At 46.8% G+C, this 21,251-nt stretch carries 18 protein-coding genes; 15 read left to right on the top strand and 3 right to left on the bottom strand.

Annotation, left to right across the window (positions count from 1 at the left end):
* From nuoF to H8792_RS12530, 14 genes are all read left to right on the top strand, one after another.
* On the top strand, positions 1 to 1,281 hold the full coding sequence (gene nuoF, locus H8792_RS02930; protein WP_185977439.1) for an NADH-quinone oxidoreductase subunit NuoF: 1,281 nt from the start codon (positions 1 to 3) through the stop codon (positions 1,279 to 1,281).
* Between the two features lie 57 nt (positions 1,282 to 1,338).
* Entirely contained in the window at positions 1,339 to 3,444 is a 2,106-nt protein-coding gene (gene nuoG, locus H8792_RS02925; protein WP_185977438.1) for an NADH-quinone oxidoreductase subunit NuoG, read from the top strand.
* A gap of 5 nt (positions 3,445 to 3,449) precedes the next feature.
* Positions 3,450 to 4,511 carry an NADH-quinone oxidoreductase subunit NuoH gene (nuoH, locus tag H8792_RS02920; RefSeq protein ID WP_185977437.1) on the top strand — a complete coding sequence of 354 codons (1,062 nt, stop codon included), beginning with the start codon at positions 3,450 to 3,452 and terminating at the stop codon, positions 4,509 to 4,511.
* Positions 4,512 to 4,523: 12 nt separating this feature from the next.
* Positions 4,524 to 5,015 carry an NADH-quinone oxidoreductase subunit NuoI gene (nuoI, locus tag H8792_RS02915; RefSeq protein ID WP_185977436.1) on the top strand — a complete coding sequence of 164 codons (492 nt, stop codon included), beginning with the start codon at positions 4,524 to 4,526 and terminating at the stop codon, positions 5,013 to 5,015.
* A gap of 18 nt (positions 5,016 to 5,033) precedes the next feature.
* Entirely contained in the window at positions 5,034 to 5,678 is a 645-nt protein-coding gene (locus H8792_RS02910; protein ID WP_185977435.1) for an NADH-quinone oxidoreductase subunit J, read from the top strand.
* Positions 5,675 to 5,980, top strand: coding sequence for an NADH-quinone oxidoreductase subunit NuoK (gene nuoK / locus H8792_RS02905; RefSeq protein WP_185977434.1), 306 nt, complete (start codon positions 5,675 to 5,677; stop codon positions 5,978 to 5,980). Before H8792_RS02910 ends, nuoK begins: the two co-directional genes overlap by 4 nt.
* 8 nt (positions 5,981 to 5,988) lie before the next feature.
* Positions 5,989 to 7,962: an NADH-quinone oxidoreductase subunit L gene (gene nuoL / locus H8792_RS02900; RefSeq protein WP_185977433.1), complete on the top strand. Its 1,974-nt coding sequence runs from the start codon at positions 5,989 to 5,991 to the stop codon at positions 7,960 to 7,962.
* 35 nt (positions 7,963 to 7,997) lie between these two features.
* Complete coding sequence (locus tag H8792_RS02895) at positions 7,998 to 9,512, top strand: NADH-quinone oxidoreductase subunit M (protein WP_185977432.1); 1,515 nt, start codon at positions 7,998 to 8,000, stop codon at positions 9,510 to 9,512.
* Between the two features lie 24 nt (positions 9,513 to 9,536).
* Entirely contained in the window at positions 9,537 to 10,973 is a 1,437-nt protein-coding gene (gene nuoN / locus H8792_RS02890; protein WP_185977431.1) for an NADH-quinone oxidoreductase subunit NuoN, read from the top strand.
* A gap of 110 nt (positions 10,974 to 11,083) precedes the next feature.
* Positions 11,084 to 11,398, top strand: a complete 315-nt coding sequence (locus H8792_RS02885) for a DUF2818 family protein (protein WP_185977430.1) — start codon at positions 11,084 to 11,086, stop codon at positions 11,396 to 11,398.
* Positions 11,399 to 11,541: 143 nt separating this feature from the next.
* The gene (locus H8792_RS02880) at positions 11,542 to 13,095 is read left to right on the top strand and encodes an alkaline phosphatase PhoX (RefSeq protein ID WP_185977429.1); all 1,554 of its coding nucleotides are present in this window, start codon (positions 11,542 to 11,544) and stop codon (positions 13,093 to 13,095) included.
* A 49-nt stretch (positions 13,096 to 13,144) separates the two neighbouring features.
* Positions 13,145 to 15,403 carry an alkaline phosphatase D family protein gene (locus tag H8792_RS02875; RefSeq protein WP_185977428.1) on the top strand — a complete coding sequence of 753 codons (2,259 nt, stop codon included), beginning with the start codon at positions 13,145 to 13,147 and terminating at the stop codon, positions 15,401 to 15,403.
* 443 nt (positions 15,404 to 15,846) lie between these two features.
* The gene (locus tag H8792_RS02870; RefSeq protein ID WP_185977427.1) at positions 15,847 to 16,389 is read left to right on the top strand and encodes a type 2 periplasmic-binding domain-containing protein; all 543 of its coding nucleotides are present in this window, start codon (positions 15,847 to 15,849) and stop codon (positions 16,387 to 16,389) included.
* On the top strand, positions 16,389 to 17,981 hold the full coding sequence (locus tag H8792_RS12530) for a DUF6421 family protein (protein WP_228766908.1): 1,593 nt from the start codon (positions 16,389 to 16,391) through the stop codon (positions 17,979 to 17,981). The genes H8792_RS02870 and H8792_RS12530 overlap by 1 nt, the downstream gene beginning before the upstream one ends.
* A gap of 61 nt (positions 17,982 to 18,042) precedes the next feature.
* On the opposite strand, the gene H8792_RS02860 is transcribed toward H8792_RS12530, so the two are convergent.
* The 3 genes from H8792_RS02860 to H8792_RS02850 all read right to left on the bottom strand — a co-directional run bounded on the left by H8792_RS02860 (position 18,043) and on the right by H8792_RS02850 (position 20,657).
* On the bottom strand, positions 18,043 to 19,200 hold the full coding sequence (locus H8792_RS02860; RefSeq protein ID WP_185977426.1) for a hypothetical protein: 1,158 nt from the start codon (positions 19,198 to 19,200) through the stop codon (positions 18,043 to 18,045).
* Between the two features lie 15 nt (positions 19,201 to 19,215).
* Entirely contained in the window at positions 19,216 to 19,857 is a 642-nt protein-coding gene (locus H8792_RS02855; RefSeq protein ID WP_185977425.1) for a hypothetical protein, read from the bottom strand.
* Positions 19,858 to 19,982: 125 nt separating this feature from the next.
* Complete coding sequence (locus tag H8792_RS02850; RefSeq protein ID WP_185977424.1) at positions 19,983 to 20,657, bottom strand: RluA family pseudouridine synthase; 675 nt, start codon at positions 20,655 to 20,657, stop codon at positions 19,983 to 19,985.
* 57 nt (positions 20,658 to 20,714) lie between these two features.
* On the opposite strand from H8792_RS02850, the gene H8792_RS02845 reads away from it, so the two are divergent.
* Positions 20,715 to 21,197 (top strand): low molecular weight protein-tyrosine-phosphatase, encoded by a 483-nt coding sequence (locus H8792_RS02845; RefSeq protein WP_185977423.1) that lies wholly within the window; start codon positions 20,715 to 20,717, stop codon positions 21,195 to 21,197.
* The last annotated feature ends 54 nt before the right edge of the window (positions 21,198 to 21,251 follow it).

Below are 21,251 nucleotides of genomic sequence, written 5' to 3'. Positions count from 1 at the left end.
ATGGTTTATCAAAATGAAAACTGTTTTCGTCTCAACCATTTAGAGAACTCTTGGGATATCGAGACTTACGTTGCCAACGGTGGCTACGAAGTTTGGAAAAAAGTGGTTTCCGGAGAATTGGAACCGGCGGATATTATCGAAGAAGTCAAAGAATCGAATATTCGTGGACGCGGTGGTGCCGGTTTCCCGACCGGTTTGAAATGGAGCTTTATGAACCGTGAAGCGCCGGGACAGAAATACATCGTCTGTAACTCCGACGAAGGTGAACCGGGTACTTTCAAAGATCGTGATATTCACCGTTATAACCCGCATGCTCTGGTTGAGGGAATGGCGATTGCCGGTTATGTCATTGGCGCTTCTCAAGGTTATAACTATATCCGCGGTGAGTTCTGGGAACCTTATCAAGTTTTTAAAAATGCGATCAATCAGGCCCGTGAAGCCGGCTTCCTTGGAAAGGATATTCTGGGTAGCGGTTGGGATTTTGATCTGCATGTTCATTTGGGAGCAGGGGCTTATATCTGTGGTGAAGAGACCGCTTTGATCGAATCGATCGAAGGTAAAAAAGGTCAGCCGCGTTTTAAACCGCCTTTCCCTGCTAGTTACGGTTTGTATGGCAAACCGACAACTATTAACAATACCGAAACACTTGCGTCTATTCCAATGATCTTGGCAAAAGGCGGCAAATGGTTCAATGACCTGGGCGTCAAAAACGCCGGTGGGACAAAGCTTTACTCCGTATCGGGTCATGTTAATAACCCGGGTAACTTTGAAGTACGTATGGGTACGCCTTTTAAAGATCTGCTTGAACTTGCCGGCGGGATCTGGAAAGGTCGTCAATTGAAAGCGGTTATCCCAGGTGGTGCTTCTACTGCGGTACTTCCTGCAGAAAAAGCGTTGGAAATGAATATGGATTACGATTCCATCGCTAAGGCCGGTTCTTTCTTGGGCGCCGGATCGGTCATCATTATGGATGATCAGACCGATATGGTTAAGGCAATGAAGAACTTGAGCCATTTCTACTGGGATGAGTCTTGCGGTCAATGTACGCCGTGTCGTGAAGGAACCGGCTGGCTGTACCGTATGTTGACTCGTATCGTCGACGGTAAAGGCCGTCCGGAAGACATTGCAGCTCTAAAAGACGTATCGGGCAAGATTATGGGTAATGTTATTTGCGGTCTGGGTGATGCGGCAACAATCGCTTTAACCAGTGCCGTCGAACACTTCGAGCATGAGTTCGTCCATTATATTGAACACGGTTGCAGCATTTACGATCGCACTTAAGAACGATCTGCACTGACCTGTGAAATAAATGCCAAATTAAATTTAGGTTAAAGAACTATGGTAAAAGTTGAAATAAACGGACAAGTTATTGAAGCGAAAGAAGGCGACATGTTGATCGACGTCGCCGACAGCGCTCAAATATCCATTCCCCGTTTTTGTTACCACAAAAAACTATCGATTGCCGCTAATTGCCGTATGTGTCTGGTTGACGTCGAAGGCGCGTGGAAGCCGTTACCGGCTTGTGCCACTCCGGTCACTGACGGTATGAAAGTTCATACCAATTCACCGAAAGCGATTGCTGCCCAGAAATCCGTTATGGAATTTCTGTTGATTAACCACCCGTTGGATTGTCCGATCTGCGATCAGGGTGGTGAGTGTGAATTGCAAGACGTTGCGATGGATTACGGTGATGATGTATCACGCTACTCCGAGTCCAAGCGTGTGGTTGGGGATAAGTACGCCGGTCCGTTGATTCAAACGGATATGACGCGTTGCATTCACTGTACCCGTTGTGTGCGTTTCGGTCAGGAAATTGCCGGAATGATGGAATTGGGTGCGACCGGCCGTAGCGAATGGATGGAAATCGGTACCTATATTGAGAAATCGATCGATTCGGAAATGTCCGGAAATATGATCGATTTGTGTCCGGTTGGGGCTTTGACCTCTAAACCTTTCCGTTACAGCGTACGTGCTTGGGAATTGAAGTCTCACAAGGGTATCGCTGCACACGACAGTATTGGTTCCAATATCATCCTGCACAGCAAAAACAATGAAGTTAAACGCGTCGTTCCCAATGAAAACGAAGCGATCAACGAAGTGTGGTTGTCCGACCGTGATCGTTTCTCTTACGAAGGAATCAATTCCGAAGAGCGTTTGACTCAACCAATGATCAAGAAAAACGGCCAATGGAAAACGGTTGATTGGGAAACGGCATTGCAATTTTCGGTTGAAGGTCTCAAAAACGTTTTGGCTGATTCTACTGATGTCGGAGTATTGGCTTCGGCTAACTCGACGGTAGAAGAGTTGTATCTATTGCAAAAAATGGCGCGTGGTCTGGGTGTGGAAAACATCGACTACCGTCATCGTCAGATCGATTTCGGAATGGATCAGCACGGTTTCCATACACCGCTGCTTCAGGACTCGATTGAAGTGGTTGAAAAATTAAACGCTGTTTTATTAGTAGGTAGTTACCTGCGTAAAGAGTTACCTATTTTGAATTTGCGTGTACGCAAAGCGGCGATGGCCGGCGCGAAAGTCTTTACCGTTAATACGGAATCTTTCGACTTCAACTACAAAGTTTCCAATGCGCAATCCGATGCCGGTATGGTATTTGAGTTAGCGGGAGTCGCCAAAGCAGTTGCAGACATTAAAGGCGCTAAGCATGAATTAGTGGCGGATATCACCGCTAACGATGCGCAGAAAGTGATTGCTCAGGCTTTGATTGATGCCAAGGCGGCCAGCGTGTTTGTAGGTCAAATCAGTCAGCTTCACCCTGATTATGCGGTTATCAAGCGCCTTGCTGATTTGATTGCCGAGCTAAGCGATGCGAAATTGAGCATTTTGCCAATCGCTGCTAACGAAGTTGGCGCTCATTTGGCCGGTTTTCTGCCTAAAAACGGTAAAAATTCTGCGCAGATGGCACAGGGAATGGACGCCTTCATTAACTTGAATATCGAACCTGAAGCGGATTTTGCCGATGGTGACAATGCCTTGGCGGCGATGAAAGCAGCCAAGTTTGTTGTCAATATGACCGCTTTCGACAGCGAAATTCAGCGTGAGTATGCTGATGTTTTATTACCGGTTGCAACCTTTGCAGAAACCGCCGGTACTTTCGTTAATGCTAACGGTTTGAAACAATCTTTCAAAATGGCGGTTGAACCTAAGGGTGAAGCGAAGGCGGCATGGAAGATTTTGCGCGTACTGGGCAACTTGTTTAATCTGAATGGTTTCGATTATGTTCACAGTAACGAAGTGTTGCAGGAAGTTTTCGATGCGGATACTTCTGCTGTGAAATTCTCTGAAATTGCGATCGCTTTGCCGACCACGAATAACGACGCGAAAGTGAAACTGGTTTCACCATATCAAATGGATGCAGTGGTGCGCCGTGCACCATCTCTTCAGGCGACACCTGATGCTAACGTTGAAACTATGGGTAGAGGATAAGATTGATGTTTGATTCCTTGCAAGCTTTTTTATCAAGCTTTCTTTATGATTGGTTAGCGATTCTCATTACCCTGGTTTTGCAAGCCGTGGCGGTCATTCTGCCGATTATGCTGGTCGTCGCCTGGTTAACTTATGCCGAGCGTAAGGTTATCGGTTACATGCAGGTTCGTATGGGACCGAACCGTGTTGGTCCGATTGGTCTGTTGCAGCCGATTGCCGATGCATTGAAATTGATGACCAAAGAAGTTATTTTCCCTGCGCAATCAAACCGTTACCTGTTTATTTTAGCGCCGATTCTGGCAATTGCTCCGGCGGTTGCGGTGTGGGCGGTGATTCCGTTTTCCGAAGGTGTCGTGGTGACCGATCTGAATGCCGGTATCTTGTACGTCCTAGCGGTATCATCGATTTTGGTTTACGGAACGGTAGTTGCCGGTTGGGCTTCCAACTCCAAATACGCCTTCCTCGGTGCATTGCGTGGTTCGGCGCAAAAGATCTCTTATGAGATTGCTATGGGCTTTGCTTTGGTAACCGTACTGATGATTGCCGGTTCGATGAACTTGACCGAAATCGTTAACGGCCAACAGGGTGGTGTCTGGAATTGGTACTTGCTGCCGTTGCTGCCGATGTTCTTCGTCTACTTCATTTCGGGTCTGGCGGAAACTAACCGTACACCTTTCGACGTTATTGAAGGTGAAGCGGAAATTGTTGCCGGTTTCCACGTTGACTATTCAGGGATGACATTCGGGGTCTTCATGCTGGCGGAATACGCCATGATGATTCTGATTTCATTTATGACGTCGATTATGTTCCTGGGTGGATGGTTATCGCCGTTCGAAGGCATTCCTGTTTTGGAAAGCCTGTTTGCCTGGGTTCCGCAATTAGCATGGTTGTCTATTAAGGTTGCGTTCCTACTGTTTGTGTTCTTATGGTTACGTGCGACCTTCCCACGTTACCGTTATGACCAACTGATGCGTTTGGGATGGAAAGTATTGATTCCACTAACGATTGTCTGGGTTTTCGTGGTTGGAGCCATGAAATATTTCAGCTTCGGTCCCTGGTTTAATTAATGAGAGGTTTTCATGATTCGATCCATCAAACACCAAATTAAAACTTGGGGGTTAACGGAGCTGTTTAAAGGCTTGTCCGTTACCGGAAAATACCTCTTTAAAAAGAAGATTACGGTTCGTTATCCGGAAGAAAAAACACCTCTTTCACCACGTTTCCGCGGGCATCATGCCTTGCGTCGTTATGAAAATGGTGAAGAGCGTTGTATCGCTTGTAAATTGTGTGAAGCGGTCTGTCCGGCAAATGCGATTACTATTGAATCGGAAGAGCGTGAAGACGGAACCCGTCGTACCACCCAATACGATATCGATATGTTCAAGTGTATTTATTGTGGTTTCTGTGAAGAAGCGTGTCCTGTAGACGCAATCGTTGAGACTCGCGTCTTTGAATATGAGTTTCAAGAGCGTGGACCACATATCCGCACGAAAGAAGATCTATTGGCTTTCGGCGACAAGTATGAAGAGCAGATTGCTGCCGATCGTGCTGCCGATGCGAAGTATCGATAATCGAGAAGAGACAGTTTTATGACATTCGAACAATTCATTTTTTATCTGCTGGCTGCGATCGCGGCTGTGTCCGGATTAATGATGATTACCGTCAAAAACCCGGTTAAAGCTGCGCTTTGGCTGGTTTTGGCATTTATCTCTACCGCCGGTGTTTGGATTACCGCTCAGGCGGAATTCCTTGGACTGGTTCTGATTCTGGTCTATGTCGGTGCCGTTATGGTGCTGTTCCTGTTTGTGGTTATGATGCTGGACATCAATATGGCCGTTCTGAAGGAAGGTTTTACTAAATATCTCCCGCTAGGGGCCATGGCTGCGTTGGCTATCTTTGCTTTGATGTATATGGTTTTGGGGCCTGAGCATTTCGGGCTGGATGTGACCGGTACCCCAGATGTGAAAGCGGCTGACTTCAGCAACACCGAAGCGATCGCTGTTCCTCTGTATACGGTTCACGTCTATGCATTTGTTCTGGCTGCGGTACTACTTTTAGTTGGTATCGTCGCTGCGATTGCCTTGACATTGCGTCGTCGTCCGACAACAGAAGTTCTATACCAGAATATTGATAAGCAAGTGAAAACCCTGGCTGCGGATCGTTTCCGCATGGTGAAAATGGATGCGGTGAAAGAACAGCCAATTGTTGAAGCCGGAGAGGAGGATAAGAAATGATTGCACTATCGGATTATCTAATTTTCGGTGCCGTATTGTTCATGATCAGTATGGCCGGTATTTTCCTGAACCGTAAGAACGTGATCGTATTGTTGATGGCAATCGAATTGTTGTTGTTGGCGGTCAATACTAACTTGGTAGCGTTTTCACACTATTTGAATGATGTGACAGGACAGATTTTCGTGTTCTTTATTATGACGGTCGCTGCGGCTGAAGCGGCAATCGGTTTGGCGATTATTGTGCTTGTGTTCCGTAATCGTAAGAGCATCAATGTTGATGATCTTGGATCACTGAAGGGGTAGTTGGTTAAATGTTGCATACGATTTTAACGATTATTTTGGTTGCGCCTCTGATCGGCTCGATGATTGCCGGTCTATTCGGACGTCAGGTCGGACGTGCCGGCGCGCATTATGCGACGATTGCCGGTGTGGCAATTTCGACTGTACTGTCGTTTTATGTTTTCTGGTTGTACGTCTTTAACGGGGCTGCGGAATACAATGCTTCCTTGTACACCTGGATGGTCTCGGACGGAATCCGCTTCGAAATCGGTTTCATGATCGACAAGTTGTCCGCTACGATGATGCTGGTGGTGACGTTTGTTTCCCTGATGGTACACATTTATACCATCGGTTACATGGACCACGATGACGACTACGATCATCACAATCCTTACTATCAGCGTTTCTTCTCGTATATTTCGCTGTTTACCTTCTCGATGTTGTCGCTGGTTATGGCCAATAACTTCCTGCAACTGTTCTTCGGTTGGGAAGCGGTCGGTCTGGTTTCTTATTTGTTGATCGGTTTCTATATGAAGCGTGAATCGGCAATTCAAGCGAACCTGAAAGCGTTTCTGGTAAACCGTGTCGGTGACTTCGGTTTCATTCTGGGTATTGCGATGGTGTTTGTCTATTTCAACACCATGGATTACAACGAATTCTTCGCGCAATTGACCTCGCAGCGTGACGTGATGATTGAAATCATGCCGGGTGTTGAGTGGTCGATGATGACTTTGATGCTGATTTTGCTGTTCGTCGGTGCGATGGGTAAATCGGCTCAGATGCCATTGCACGTCTGGCTTCCGGAATCGATGGAAGGTCCGACACCGATTTCGGCCTTGATCCACGCGGCAACCATGGTTACCGCCGGTATCTTTATGGTAGCGCGTCTGTCTCCAGCCTATGAGCTGTCGGAAGTTGCCTTGACAGTGGTATTAATCACGGGTGCATTGACTGCGTTCCTGATGGGGATGCTGGGCTTGATCCAGAACGATATCAAGCGTGTGGTTGCCTATTCGACGCTTTCGCAGCTGGGTTATATGACCGCAGCCTTGGGTGCATCGGCATATGCGGCCGGTATGTTCCACGTACTGACTCACGCCTTCTTTAAAGCCTTGTTGTTCCTGGCGGCAGGTTCCGTGATTATCGCCATGCACCACATTCAAGACATTCGCCAGATGGGTGGTTTGAAGAAATACATGCCGATTACCTATTGGACGATGCTGATCGGTTCTCTGGCGTTGATCGGTTTCCCTGGTTTCTCAGGTTTCTTCTCGAAAGACAGTATCCTGTTGGCTTTGGGCGAATCAGAGCGCTTCGGTGCTACCTTCGCGTATGTCTTGTTAATCATGGGCGTATTCGTTACCGCTTTCTATAACTTCCGTATGTTCTTCCTCGTTTTCCACGGGGAAGAGTCCGAGTATGTGAAGACGCATAAGATTAAAGAGTCGCCTGCTGTGGTTACCGTACCGTTGATTCTATTGTCGATTCCAGCAGTATTGATGGGCTTGCCGATGATCGAACCGATGTTGACCGGTCAATACTTCGGTGATGCGATTCAGGTTCTGGAACAGAACGATACAATGATGGCGGTTTACAACAACTATTACCACGGTGTGCTGGATATGATTCTGCACTCGTTTATGACATTGCCGGTGTTGTTGGCGCTGTCAGGTGTTTTCCTGGCGTGGTTGATGTACATTAAGCAGCCGAATATCCCAGCGAAAATCAAGTCGATGTGCCCACGCGGCTACTATGTGTTGGATAACGCTTACGGTTTCGACCGTCTGAACGAGATTGTTTTCGTAAACGGTACACGTCGTCTAGGTGAATTCTTTACCCGCGTCATCGACATCAAGATGATCGATACGGGTATGGTTACGAATACCTTTATGGCCGTTGCTCACTCGGCACAGGCATTGCGTCAGGCGCAAACCGGTTACCTCTATCATTATGCCTTCGTAATGATCTTCGGTTTGCTAGCAATGCTGGTATGGGTCCTTTGGTAAATTAAAAGAATAAAAATTAGAAGGAAATAGAATTCATGCTTACAAGCTTTCCTATTTTAAGTACCTTGATCTGGCTGCCGATTATCGGTGGTTTGCTGGTACTCTTTGCCGGTCGTAATAACGACACGGTTGCCAAGTGGTTATCGCTGGGCACTGCTCTTGCGACTTTTATTCTTTCGATTCCACTTTGGACCGGATTTGACACCACCACGGCGTCAATGCAGTTTGTCGAGCAGGTGCCTTGGATTCCTACTTTTGGTGTTCAGTACTACCTGGGGGTCGACGGTTTGTCCATGCCGCTGGTTTTGTTGACAACCTTTACTCAGGTTCTGGTGGTCGCGTCTGCGTGGGAAGTCATTAAAGACCGCGTCGAACAATACATGGGTGCTTTCTTGATTATGGGCGGGATCATGGTCGGTGTTTTCGCCGCTTTGGATTCGATCTTGTTCTATGTGTTCTGGGAAACACTACTGATTCCGATGTATATCGTTATCGGTAAATGGGGGGGGCCTCGTCGCGTTTACGCAACCATCAAGTTCTTCCTATATACCTTCTTCGGTTCGGTATTCATGCTGGTTGCTTTCCTGTATATGTTCTATCAATCAGGTAGCTTCTCGATTCTGGATTTCCAAACCATGCCGTTGGGTATGATCGCTCAGATTCTGATCTTCTTGGCATTCCTGATCGCCTTTGCGGTTAAGATTCCGATGTTCCCGGTACACACATGGCTTCCAGATGCGCACGTTGAAGCGCCGACGGCCGGTTCGGTGGTACTGGCGGCGATCATGCTGAAGATGGGTGGATACGGTTTCGTTCGTTTCAGCCTGCCGATTACGCCGGATGCTTCCATGAGCTTGGATTGGCTGGTGATTCTTCTGTCTCTGATCGCGATCGTTTATATCGGTGTGGTTGCTCTGGTACAAAGCGATATGAAAAAACTGGTGGCTTATTCGTCTATCTCGCACATGGGGTTCGTGACTCTGGGTATGTTCGTCTTGTATGACATCCTTGAGAAGACCGGTTCGATCCAAGGTGCGCAGTTGGGTATGGAAGGGGCCATGGTGCAGATGATTTCGCATGGTTTCATTTCCGGCGCAATGTTCTTGGCAATCGGTGTTCTGTACGATCGTATGCATACACGTGAAATTTCCGCCTATAGTGGTGTGGTCAATAAAATGCCGTGGTTCGTAATGTTTGCGGTGCTGTTTGCGATGGCAAACGTCGGTTTGCCTGGTACTTCCGGTTTCGTCGGGGAATTCATGGTTATTATGAGCTCGTTTAAAGCGAATATCTGGTTCGGTACTCTGGCAGCTCTGACGTTGATTATCGGTGCAGCCTATACCTTGTGGATGGTTAAGCGCGTCTTCTTCGGTCCGGTAACCAACGAAAATGTCGAAGGTCTGCAGGATTTGAACAAGCGCGAGTTTGCGATTATGGCTACCCTTGCGGTAGCAGTGGTAGCGCTGGGTATTTACCCGAATCCGTTAATGGAAGTGATGCATACTTCTGTTGAAAACTTATTGGTCCAAGCGACCACATCGAAACTTTAATTCGGATATAGGTGAGTTAACAATATGAATTTTGTCATTCCATCTTTCGCACCGGCAATGCCAGAAATGGTGCTATTGGCACTGGCGTCGTTTATTTTGGTTGCGGATACTTTTTGGTCAAAACGCTATCAATTTGCTACCTATTATGCGACTCAAATCAGCTTGGTTGTGGTTGGTTTCCTGATTTTAGCCAGTTTCACTACCGAACAGGTATTCACCTTCAACGATAGTTTCGTACGCGACAGTTTCGCGGATATTTTGAAACTGTTTACTTTGATTGTTTCTTTAGGGATCTTCTTGTTCTCGCGCGAATATCTGTTGCAGCACAAGTTCTACAGCGGTGAATTCTTTGTCCTGGGACTGTTCGGTATTCTCGGTATGTTCGTGATGATTTCCGCGAACAACTTCATTGTCCTGTACATGGGCCTGGAGATTATGTCTCTGGCAATGTATGCGATGATCGCCCTGCGCCGTAATAGCGGTACTGCTGTCGAAGCAGGGATGAAGTACTTTGTGCTGGGCGCTTTGGCTACCGGTATGCTGTTGTACGGTTTCTCGATGATTTACGGCGCGACCGGAACCATTACCTTCCCTGAAATGGCGCAAGTGATTAATTCCGGTAAAGCCGATGGAATTGTCTTGGCTTTCGGTGTGGTATTTGTGGTAATCGGTCTGGCATTCAAATTGGGTGCAGTACCTTTCCACATGTGGATGCCGGACGTTTATCACGGCTCTCCAACGGCAGTCACCCTATACCTGGGTACGGCTCCGAAGCTGGCCGGTTTTGCAATGGTTTACCGTTTGCTGTACGAAGCGATGCCTGGTCTGGTTGAGGATTGGCAATCATTACTTATTGCGATTTCGATCTTGTCAATGGGTGTTGGTGCGATCGCCGCTATCGCTCAAGATAACTTGAAGCGCATGTTGGCCTACTCCGGTATCGGACATGTCGGTTTCATGCTGATGGGGGTTCTTGCAGCAACTGCCGACGGTTTCTCTGCTGCCATGTTCTATGTGATCATCTACGCCATTACCGGTGTTGCCGGATTTGGTATGATCGTCGCTCTGTCAAAGGCAGGAAACGAATTTGATCGTATTGTCGATTTCAAAGGATTGAATGCACGTAATCCTTGGTTGGCCCTGATGATGTTGATTACGCTATTTTCGATGGCGGGTATCCCTCCGTTTATCGGCTTCTGGGCGAAGATTCTAGTAATCGAGGAAGTTGTTAAAGCCGGCTTTACCTGGTTGGCTGTATATGCGGTTATCACCGCGGTTATCAGTGCTTTCTACTATTTGAGAGTGGTGAAGTCGATGTATTTCGATAAGCCGGAAGATTCGGCTCCGATTGAAGCGATCACTCCGGCACTGAATTGGGGGGTGAGTTTGACGGCAATTGTTTTGTTGTTGCTAGGTTTGCTTCCAAGCACAATCATCGATCTGGCTTACCTAAGCATATAATTGAGTTAGTTTGAAGATGAAGCCCGTTGAGAAATCGACGGGCTTTTTTGTTGCTTAAGATCGGTTAAAATCCTCTCACTACATAATAAATATTCAAAGGAAAGCAAATTATGGATTTGAATCAGGCTGTTTGGTTGTTATTGGTAACAGCGATCGTGTTGGCAAATGTTCCTTTCATTTTAGCCAACCGCCTGTTCCTGGTAATCAAAGTGGAGACTAAGTCGATTGTGATCAATTTGATCGAATGGCTGACCTATTTTGCTCTAACGGGTTTATTAGCGTACATGCTGGAAAAGAAAAGCATGGGACATGTTTCTCCGCAGGATTGGGAATTTTATACCGTGACTTTCTTCATGTTCGTGATCTTCGCATTCCCGGGGTTCATTTATCGTTATAACCTCACGGCTTTCCTGAAAAAGAGCTAAGGGGGAAAGTTAATCGATCATCTTTTTAAAGGCGCCAATCGGCGCTTTTTTTATTTCATTTCGCTGTCACTCAGCCTTCATCTACCTGTCATTTTAGTTTTATAGACTTTTTTTAATTTTTAGTTAAAAAACCGGAAATATCTATGTCTAAAAAACCTTTTTCGAAAGAAGAATTCAGCCGCCGTGCTTTCTTGGGCCGCAGTCTTCAGGTTGCCGGTACGGCAATGCCTATTGTGGTGCTAAGCGCTTGTAATAGTAGTCAAAGCAGTACTTTATCTGAAAGCGTATCGAACGAAGATACAGATAAAATGACGGACAGCCAGGACAGTACCAATGATGTTTCTCAAGATACACCGCAATTAGATTTAACCCTCCGAGATACTCCGGATGAAAACGGGCTTTATTTACCGCAAGGGTTTTCGTCACGAGTCATTGCCGAGTCAGGTTTGCCGATCGGTGATACCGGCTTCTTAGCTCCTTTGCCGATGTTTCCCGATGGTTCTTATAGCTTTGTCGATCCTGAAAATGAAGATGGCTGGATTCATGTGGTGAACAAGGAGGTTCCGGTCGTTGGTGGCGCAATTGCGATTCGTTTTGACAAGGATGCCAATATCATCGACGCCTATCAAATTTTACACAACACCAACACTAACTGCGCTGGCGGTTTTACCCCATGGGGTACTTGGTTATCTTGTGAAGAAGTCGGTTCGGGCACCAGTTGGGAAACCCATCCTTTAGGAGAAGGGACGTTTGATGGAGTGAAGTATCCGATTCGCCATGATCAATTCGGTATTTTTAAACATGAAGCCGCAGTAGTTGATTCATTGAATAAAACCATTTATTTGACCGAAGATCAGCCGGATGGCTGTTTTTATCGTTTTGTAGCGGAGGATTTCCAGCCTTGGGATGGCTCGGTCAAGGGCGATTTGAGTAAAGGGAAGTTACAGGTTGCGGTTGTCAGTGCGAATGGAAATTTACTGGCAGATACCGATCTGCTATCCATTAATAATCCTCCGACTCTATCGATTGAATGGGTAAATATCCCTGACTATTTGGCCGGTTATGCGCCAAGTGCGATTGCCGATTTAATCGGTGGTATTGGAAGCTTGGGCGTGTTTGCCGGCGATGATTATGATTACGAACCAAATAACCCAACTCGCTATCAAGTTGCTGATGCGACTATTTTTCATGGTGGCGAGGGTTGTTGGTATCACCAGGGTAAAGTGTATTTTACGACCAAAGGCGATAACAGGGTTTGGGAGTATGACGTCGATACTCAGGGGCTAAGTGTACTATATGACGACGACTTCTATTTAGATCCGGTGTTGACCGGAGTAGATAATTTGATTGTCGAATCGCATCACGATCATATCGTGGTAGCTGAAGATGGCGGTAACTTGGAAGCTGTGGTTATTACACCGGAAAACGAATTGATGCCGTTGGTACGTTTGGATCCTTTGGGACATGCCGGATCAGAGATTACTGGTTTAGCTTTCAACCCTCAAAGAACACGCTTCTACTTTAATTCGCAACGCGGGGGGAGTAGTGGTCCTGTGTTGGGTGCTTTAGTGGAATATATTCCTCAGGATGTTCAAGACCAGATGGATGAATACCTATTAAGCCAAATGCCGGGAAATGGTGGCGGCATCACCTACGAGATTTACCGTGATGACGGCTTGCCTATTTTTGGCTCTTAGAAGAATTTCTATTGTGACGTCAACGGTCGTGGCAATTTAGGGGGAATGTATGACTGATAAAAAAGATTTTAAAGAGTTTGAACTTGTGCAAAGAAGAGAGTATGGACGCAGGGCTTTTTTGGGTAAAAGCGTCTTTTTCGGAAGTGCCGGCTTGCCGTTATTGAGCGCTTGCGGCGGTTCCAGTGAGAGTTTTTCCGGTAGCTTACAGTCGGAAACCGCAGATCAAACTGATGAAACCGATAACGATCAGCAAAACAATGACGGGAATCAGGATAATGACCAGCAAGATCAGACGACAGAAGATACCTTAGGGCCTTTTGAAGCGGTCGGAGCCTGGGTTTACGATCCAGATTCAACTAATTTGGAATTGAGTTTTGAGCAGTCCAATTTCAGTCAAGAATCTATGCCGAGGGAATATTATGTCTTGCCTGTTACTGCTCTGTATACGGATATGATGTATTGGTTGGAGAATGCAGATAATAACTATTATTTATTGCAATGGATTAGATCAGATGAAGCGCAAAGTGCAGCGATGACTGGTGTATGGCGGAACTCGTACGGCTATCTTTTAACGCTCGAAGAGAGCGGCAAGGCGATTCTGCAATATAGTGGTGAATCAACGGAAGGTGACGGTTTTTGCGGGCTCAATAGATTAGCAAAAATGCCTTTTCTGCAGGGTGTAGCTAGCGGTGATCCGCAAAGTGACAGTGTGGTGTTATGGAGTCGTTTTTCTCAGCGGGAAGAGGTGCAAATTAATTGGACCGTTGCCGATGACCCTTTTTTCGAGGGGCTGGTTCAGAGTGGAACTGTGACGGCTTTAGCTGAAAATGATTTTTGCACGAAAGTACTGGTAAACGGTCTTCAGTCCGGTAAACGTTACTATTATCGTTTTGAAACTGCAGAAATGACTGATGAACATAATCGCGTTCTGTATTCTTTGACTGGCCGATGCCAAACTCTACCATCTGCAGATTTCTCTCTTCAACAGCTGCGTTTGGCAGTCGTTTCCTGTGCCAGTTATCCGCATGGCTACTTTAACGGTTATCGCCAGGTTGCCAAGCACAATGATCTGGATTACGTGCTGCATCTAGGGGATTACATCTACGAGTATCCGGGAGCCGATGCAAGTGCGGATAATGATTATGCCGATGCTCGGGCAATTGAAGACGGTCGTACTTATGATGAAGACAATCGCAAGGAAATTGTGAGTCTGCAAGACTACCGCCGCCGCCATCAGCATTATAAAGAGGATGTCGATCTACAGCTGTTGCACAGCCGCTATGCATTTATTACTACTTGGGACGACCATGAAACCGCAGACAATAGTTGGGACCCGGATGGAGCCGGCGAGCTGGGTGGTGCTGTCAATCATTCTCCAAGTACTGAAGGTGATTGGGAGAGTCGCAAGTTCGCTGCCGTGCAGGCATATAACGAGTGGATGCCGATAATGACCATTCAGGATTTTGCCGATCCGCAAATCTATCGCTCTTTTTCCTTCGGATCGCTTGCCGAACTGATGTTACTGGATACGCGGATTCAAGGTCGTCATCAGCAAGCGAATGTTTTGACTGATGATTATAACGATGCCGAACGACGTTTGATTTCCGAAGCTCAGGAAGCTTGGTTAAAAGAACGCCTGAGTAAAAGTAATCAGGCCGGTCGCATCTGGAAGTTGATTGGTCAGCAGGTAATGATGGGGCAGCTGAGAATTCCGATGGGGTCTATTGCTATGGGAGGGGCTGATCTACAGGCGCTTCCTGAAGCGTTTCAGGATTATCTGCAAGACTTTCAGAACAGTGATTTTATCAGTAACGATTTGCAGGATTACCAGCAATTATTGACGGTTTCCGAGAATTCCCAATGGTTGAATGTCGCCAACACAGATCAATGGGATGGTTATAATGCAAATCGCCAAAGAATTTGGGATCATATCAGCCAGCATCAAATTGATAATGTGGTGGTTTTGACCGGGGATATCCATACTTCATGGGCGATGGAAATGGTTGACGATCCGATTCTTACCACTGAAACCTATGGCGTAGAATTCGTTACCACATCCATTACCTCTCCTGGACTGGCTGATACGCAAGGTGTACTTGAAGAAACGTTGAAGCTTTATAATCCGCATATTAAATATACCGACTTGTCTAAACACGGTTATCTGTTGCTGACTTTAACGGAATCCGAGACGACTGCAGAGTGGTATCACTTGGAGGATGTACTCGATTTTGACAATAATCAGCAGACACTGGCTGCTCGTTATCGCGTGCAACAAGGGTCACATCAGTTAGAGGAGTTTTCCGTCTAAAAATCTTGCGATTGATTTTTAAAGTTATGTAAAATACTTATTTTACTTCTTTTTTACTTATTCAAGCCTGGTCTTCCCGTAACAAGGATTTCCGGGCTTTTTGGTTTTTATTTGTCTGTTTTTATCGAGTAAATTTTACAGCCTGGAAAAGTTTCGGCTTTTTTACCGATTACTCGACGTCTCTTTATAACTTCAACCCGCAGAGGTTGATAAAAATAATTTATTTTTCAAATTGTTACTGGTTTTGTAACGGATATTCTTTTGTTGTTTTTCGGTAATGAAGAGTTAAGCCTTTTGGTGTTTTTTCCCATATAGGAGTTTTCTAAACTAAAACTGCAACAAACGAATCTGACTCATGAAGCCGCACGGTTTGGCCGGGGGTGGGGATCCCTAAGGGTTCGTCTTTGTCGTATCGAATGAAAATATGAACAAGGAGAAACCTTATGAAATCAGGTAAAGAATGGGTGATTCACACGCTGGGGCCAAGTGGGACCAATTGTGAAATGGCAGCGCAACACTGGATGAAGGAGAACCATTCCAGTGGACGTGTTGTGCTGCACAAGACTCTGGAAGAAGCGCAAGCCGCTACTTTGGAAGATCAGGAGAATGCCGTGTTATTGGGATGCGTAGTCTATCCGGATCTGCACAATATCGTTTTTCAGCATCTTCAAGAGTTCGAGTTGATGGAGTGTTTTGTGGTTCCGACATTGGAAATGGTGCTGGCCGGGCATAAGACCAAAGTGTCGATAGAAGATCGTTTTATCTGCCATCCGGCACCGAAAAGTCTGTTACCGAAGGGCGCCAAGCACATTGAGCTTGCGACCAGTAATGCCGAAGCAGCCAAACTCTGTGCGCTCCATCAGGCGGATTTCTGCATTACCACTCTGCCTTCGGCGCTGGAAAACGGTCTTACCGTCGTTCAGAGGTTCGGTGCGGTGCGGATGGGCTTCAGCGTACATAAAAAAACGCTTCAGGAGGACAAGTGATGCAGCAGACAATTCAGTCTCTTAAATCTCAGTTACAGCGCTTTGACGAGGTATTCAACCAATGGATGGCTTATCGATCAGCCACTCAGGGTATGACCTGGGGAGTCGATCATCGTTTTGTCGAACGCTTGTTGTTTCATGTTGAGAAGCTGTACAAAACCATCGAACGCGAAGATTTGTATCGAGTTTTCCGCGCCGATTTCGATCGTTGGATCGAGGAAGGTTTGGGACAGGATGCAGACTTCTCGAATTATGCCCGCTGCTTCAGTTCCTCCGGTGAAGGTAAGGTCGACTTTTTTATCGGCCCGATGCGTTGCCCGAACTCCGATTTGGGGAACCGTTTTGAATGGCAGTATTTCGTGTCGTTAAGAGACGATCCTTTGACGGATATGGAAGTGTTGCGACCTTGGCGGAATTACAGTGCTCAGCCGTGTCAGCCAAGCCGGCTGTTACAGGCATCGGAAGGGGTTGCCAAAGGAAATTGCCTGGTCTTTTTTCCGGAAAATATTCAGGCACAACAAAAAGTTGAATCGCAGGGGTGTGCTTTGTTCTTCTTCGATAAGTTTGAAACCTTCTATCGGGCACTGACGGTGCCGAATACGCGAATCTTGAGTGATTATGATTCGGCGGTCAATTACGATAGTGAAGACTTTTACACCGCTCGCAGCTTGTGGGGCTATTTGCACGATTATTTCCATCATCAGGGGGTTCGCCCATTGCAGGATAATCTGTATTTAAAGCTCAATTGGCATTGCGGGGTTCTGGAAGAGATTAAGGTCGATGCTCAGACATTATTGCTTTGTGACCAGCAGAGAGAGGTTTTGCCTTATGCGACTTTGGTCATGGAGATGATTCTGTTCGAACGCCTGTTTCGTTATCCGTTTCAAGCGGATGCGGAACGCAATTTCGATGCGGCAACCGGCTGCTTCCTGTATGAATGGTTAAAGCGTGATCTGGCGTTTGAAGTAGGTGAACAGGGGCGTTTGCATTTGCAATGGCCCAAGTTATTGCCTTCAATCGGCAAGATGGTTGAAACCATCGAAGCGGTTGAAGGCTTGAGTGATGATTCGGCCTATCAGTTGGAAGCAAAAACGCTTGTTGAGAGTTTTTTGCTTAAGGGTGAGCATAACCGTTTTCGTCTATCGGATGATCAACTTGAAATGAGGAAGCGGCTGCATGCTTTGAAAAACGGGGTCTCGCCGTTGATCGATCAAGCAGGCGAAGGATTGCGTGTGGCTAAAATCGATTACGATAAGCGGCGTTTTCATACCTGGTCTAACAGTGGAAACGGTGAAGTCGGTGAAGAGACTCTGTTCGATTATCACCAGCAAGACAATTTGGTGACCGCGACTTACAAGGGAGGAGAAATTCTTAGCGGGCATTTGATTGCCAAAGTCTTGCCGGATCAGCGCCTTGATATGCGCTACCATCATCTTAATCGCAGTGGCGATTTGAAGATTGGTACCTGTATCAGTACGCCGCGTTATCTGGAAGACGGTCGTTTAAGCCTGGATGAGGTTTGGCAGTGGTTGTGCGACGATTTTAGTTGCGGTCAATCGCGAATCGTAGAGTTCACGCCTATTCATTCCTGACCGATCGATTTTTGACCTTAAGCAACAAATGCTGGCGCAGTTATGATTTTAACTGCGCTTTTTATTGAGGGGCTTTATAGCTATACGGTGCTACCGCAGCGTTTTTGCGCAGGATTTCTTCCAGATTTTGATCGACTTTTTCGATCTGACGCTTTAAAGCTCGTTGTTGCAATGCGATCACTTCAAGCTGTTGCTGGAGTGTTTTTTGTTGTGCTTGCAGACGTTGCTGCTGGTTTTCCAGCGGTTTGAACGAAATTGAATCGATGCGGTTGCGCAGGCTTTGAATTGCACTGCTCTGCAAACGCAGGCGTTTTTCGATAGCATCGATTTCCCGCCATTGTTTGTCATCTATTTTAATGCTTTGCGCTGTTAGGACTGCTTTGCTTTCTCCCTGACGCTTGGCAAGCGTTTTCAAATCACCGATGACGGTGTCGATTTTCTGCTGCAAAGGCTTCAGTTCGGCTTGCAATCGGGTTTGCCAGGCAAGCATTATCTGTTCTTGGGATGCTTGATCTTGAGGAAGTGTCCCTGCCGCTGCGGCTACCGGCGATGCGCTTTCAGGTTCTGCTATCGGCTCCGGTGTGTGGGCTGCCGTATTCTCGGCTTCGCTGGCGGTAACTTCATTCTTAATCGGCAGCGGTTTCTGCTGAATTTGATAACTCAACAATTCGATGGTCGATGCCAGTTCATCCATCTTCATAGTGACTTTATTTTGCAACAGTCGTTGCTCGGTTTGCACTATATCCAGCACCTCACCCTTGAGCTGCGCATTACTGTGATGGCTGTCATAAAGAAGGTAACCCATAACACCTAAACTCATCAGGCTGAAAAGAATGCCGGAAGTCAGCATCCATGCACTGCGCTTGTGCACCGCTTTGAGTTCGTCCTGAGTTTTGTGCGTTGACTGTTTCCAGAAGCGGTTGGCTTCCTGCAGCTCGTAGATTTCGCTATTAAGCTTTTCCGCCAATTTTATGACACTTTCAGCGGCATCTTGACCATGTCGGGCAGTTTCCTGAGCGATTTGTGCACTCTGCAAGGCGGCTTCCAAAAGTGCACCTTGTTGAATTTCGTGCAGGTTTTGAATGTTTGATTGCTGTTGTTGCAGGTTTTCCCCAAGTTCTTCGAGTTTCTCCTGAGGCGAAGATTCGATACTTTTTTCGGTTTCAACCGGTTCGAGTTGTTGCAACTGTTCCAGCAGATCGTCGTTTTGCGTGCTCATTGCCGAATCTCTCGATTACTGAGTTTTAAAACTGCTGATTTTGGCGATTAAAGCCAGGTTGACCGCTTTCAGTTCGTTGTTTTTGTTCTGAATTTCCTGTAGGCGAGCACTCATGGCGGTTTCATCCAACGGGGTCGCTTGCAGTTCATCCAGTTGAATACCGGCATTTTGTGCCGCCTGAATGGTTTTTTCCGCAGCGTCCAGGGTCGCTTCCAGTGTTTTTTGCAAAGCTTCCGCGGCACTCTGTGCGCGTTCGGAAGCCGCAAGGGCGATTTGCGTCGCTTCCTGAGTTGCCTGGTTGACCTGTTCGGAGATTTCTTTGACTTCCTGTTCGATTTGCAGCGCTTCTTCCATCTGCTCAATCGCCTTCTGTGCGGAGGAGGATGGGGAGTTAGTGATATTTTCGTTTACCGGAACGTCACTTTCCGGCGCTGTCTCTTCGATCCGGGCAATTGCGTCCGTCGAGGTTGGCTCAGGGTTTTCAATAAGATCGTCTATCGAGGCATCGTCAAGTAATTCGTCAATAATGTCTGCTTCAGAATTTTCGGGGTTTTCCGCCTCTGCCATATCCGACAGTAGTTCGTCGTTTGGTTCCATGGCTTCAGCGTCCATCATTTTTAGCATGGCTTCGGTAGCTTGTTCGTCAACACTATTCACAAGAGGCTCCTTCGATTCTGTCAGCGGTCACTTAATTTATATCGGTTCCTGTAAAGATATCTTTAAGTCAGTAGAGATCTTTATCAACGCGCTTTCAGCATTATGCTTAGCATTCTTTGTGCCAGTTAATGTTCCCAGTCGGGTGGACATTGGAAGTGCATTAAACTTCCGCTGACGGGGTGGCGAAAGCTCAGACTGTGGGCATGCAGCATCAAACGTTCGGTTTGTTGCAAACTGTGCCGGTCGGCATAGAGGTTGTCTCCGAGAATCGGGTGGCCGAGCATTTTCATATGCAGACGCAACTGATGAGAGCGTCCGGTAATCGGAGTCAGCAGAATCAAAAAGCGGTCTCTATGCATGTGTAATACTTGCCAGTAGGTTAGGGCGGATTTTCCGAACCGGAAGTCGATCATTTGCAGAGGGCGTCTTTCCCAGTCGCAGCGCATAGGCAAGCCTATCCGGCCTTGTAATTGCGACGGTTTGCCGCTGCATACAGCCAGATAAGTTTTTGAGATCTGTCTATCCTGAAATTGGCGACTAAGCTGACGGTGAGCTTCTGCATTCATGGCCAGCACCATCAGGCCGGAAGTATCCATATCAAGACGGTGGACGATTCGCACTTGCGGATAGTGTTCATCGAGCAGAGATTGCAGGCAAAGCTGTTTATCCGCACCGCGGCCCGGCACCGATAGCAGACCGCTCGGTTTATTGACCACCAGTAAATGTTCGTCGGCGTAGAGAACCCATTGCGGGTCGAAGTCAAAATGGCGTAGTTGAATCGGTTGGTTTTGAGGATGCATTCTATTGTCGGGGCAGGTAAACTATGGAGCTTATTTTAAACGAAGGAAGCGACTCCCATGGCAAAAAAAGTCTCGGTCTTGTTTGTCTGTTTAGGCAATATTTGCCGCTCACCGACAGCGCACGGCGTGTTCCGTAAAATGGTCAAAGACGAAGGGCTGGATAAATTGATTGAAATCGATTCAGCCGGTACGGCAGCATATCATGTCGGTAACCCACCGGATAAACGCTCGACCCAGGTTGCTTTTACCCGTGGGATTCATATGAGCGATTTACGGGCTCGCCAGGTGGATTTTGGCGATTTCTATCAATACGACTACATTTTGGCGATGGATGTTTCTAATTATCATAATCTGTTGGAAATGGCACCGGACGAGTATAGAGAAAAGGTGCAGCTGTTTTTGGACTATAGTCGGGAATTTGATGAGAAGGAAGTGCCGGACCCTTATTACGGCGGGCCGCAAGGTTTCGATCATGTGTTTGATTTGGTCGAATCCGCTTCCAAAGGGTTATTGGAACACGTTCGACGGCATTATCTGTAAGCGATAAAGCTGTAAAAAGGCTTTGACATAAAAGTCAGTAGTAATAAAAAACGC

Source organism: Thiomicrorhabdus heinhorstiae, from assembly GCF_013391765.2.
In the GTDB taxonomy this organism is placed as follows: domain Bacteria; phylum Pseudomonadota; class Gammaproteobacteria; order Thiomicrospirales; family Thiomicrospiraceae; genus Thiomicrorhabdus; species Thiomicrorhabdus heinhorstiae.
The sequence above is the reverse complement of the archived record's forward strand: the minus strand, read 5'-3'. Positions and strand labels throughout refer to the sequence as shown.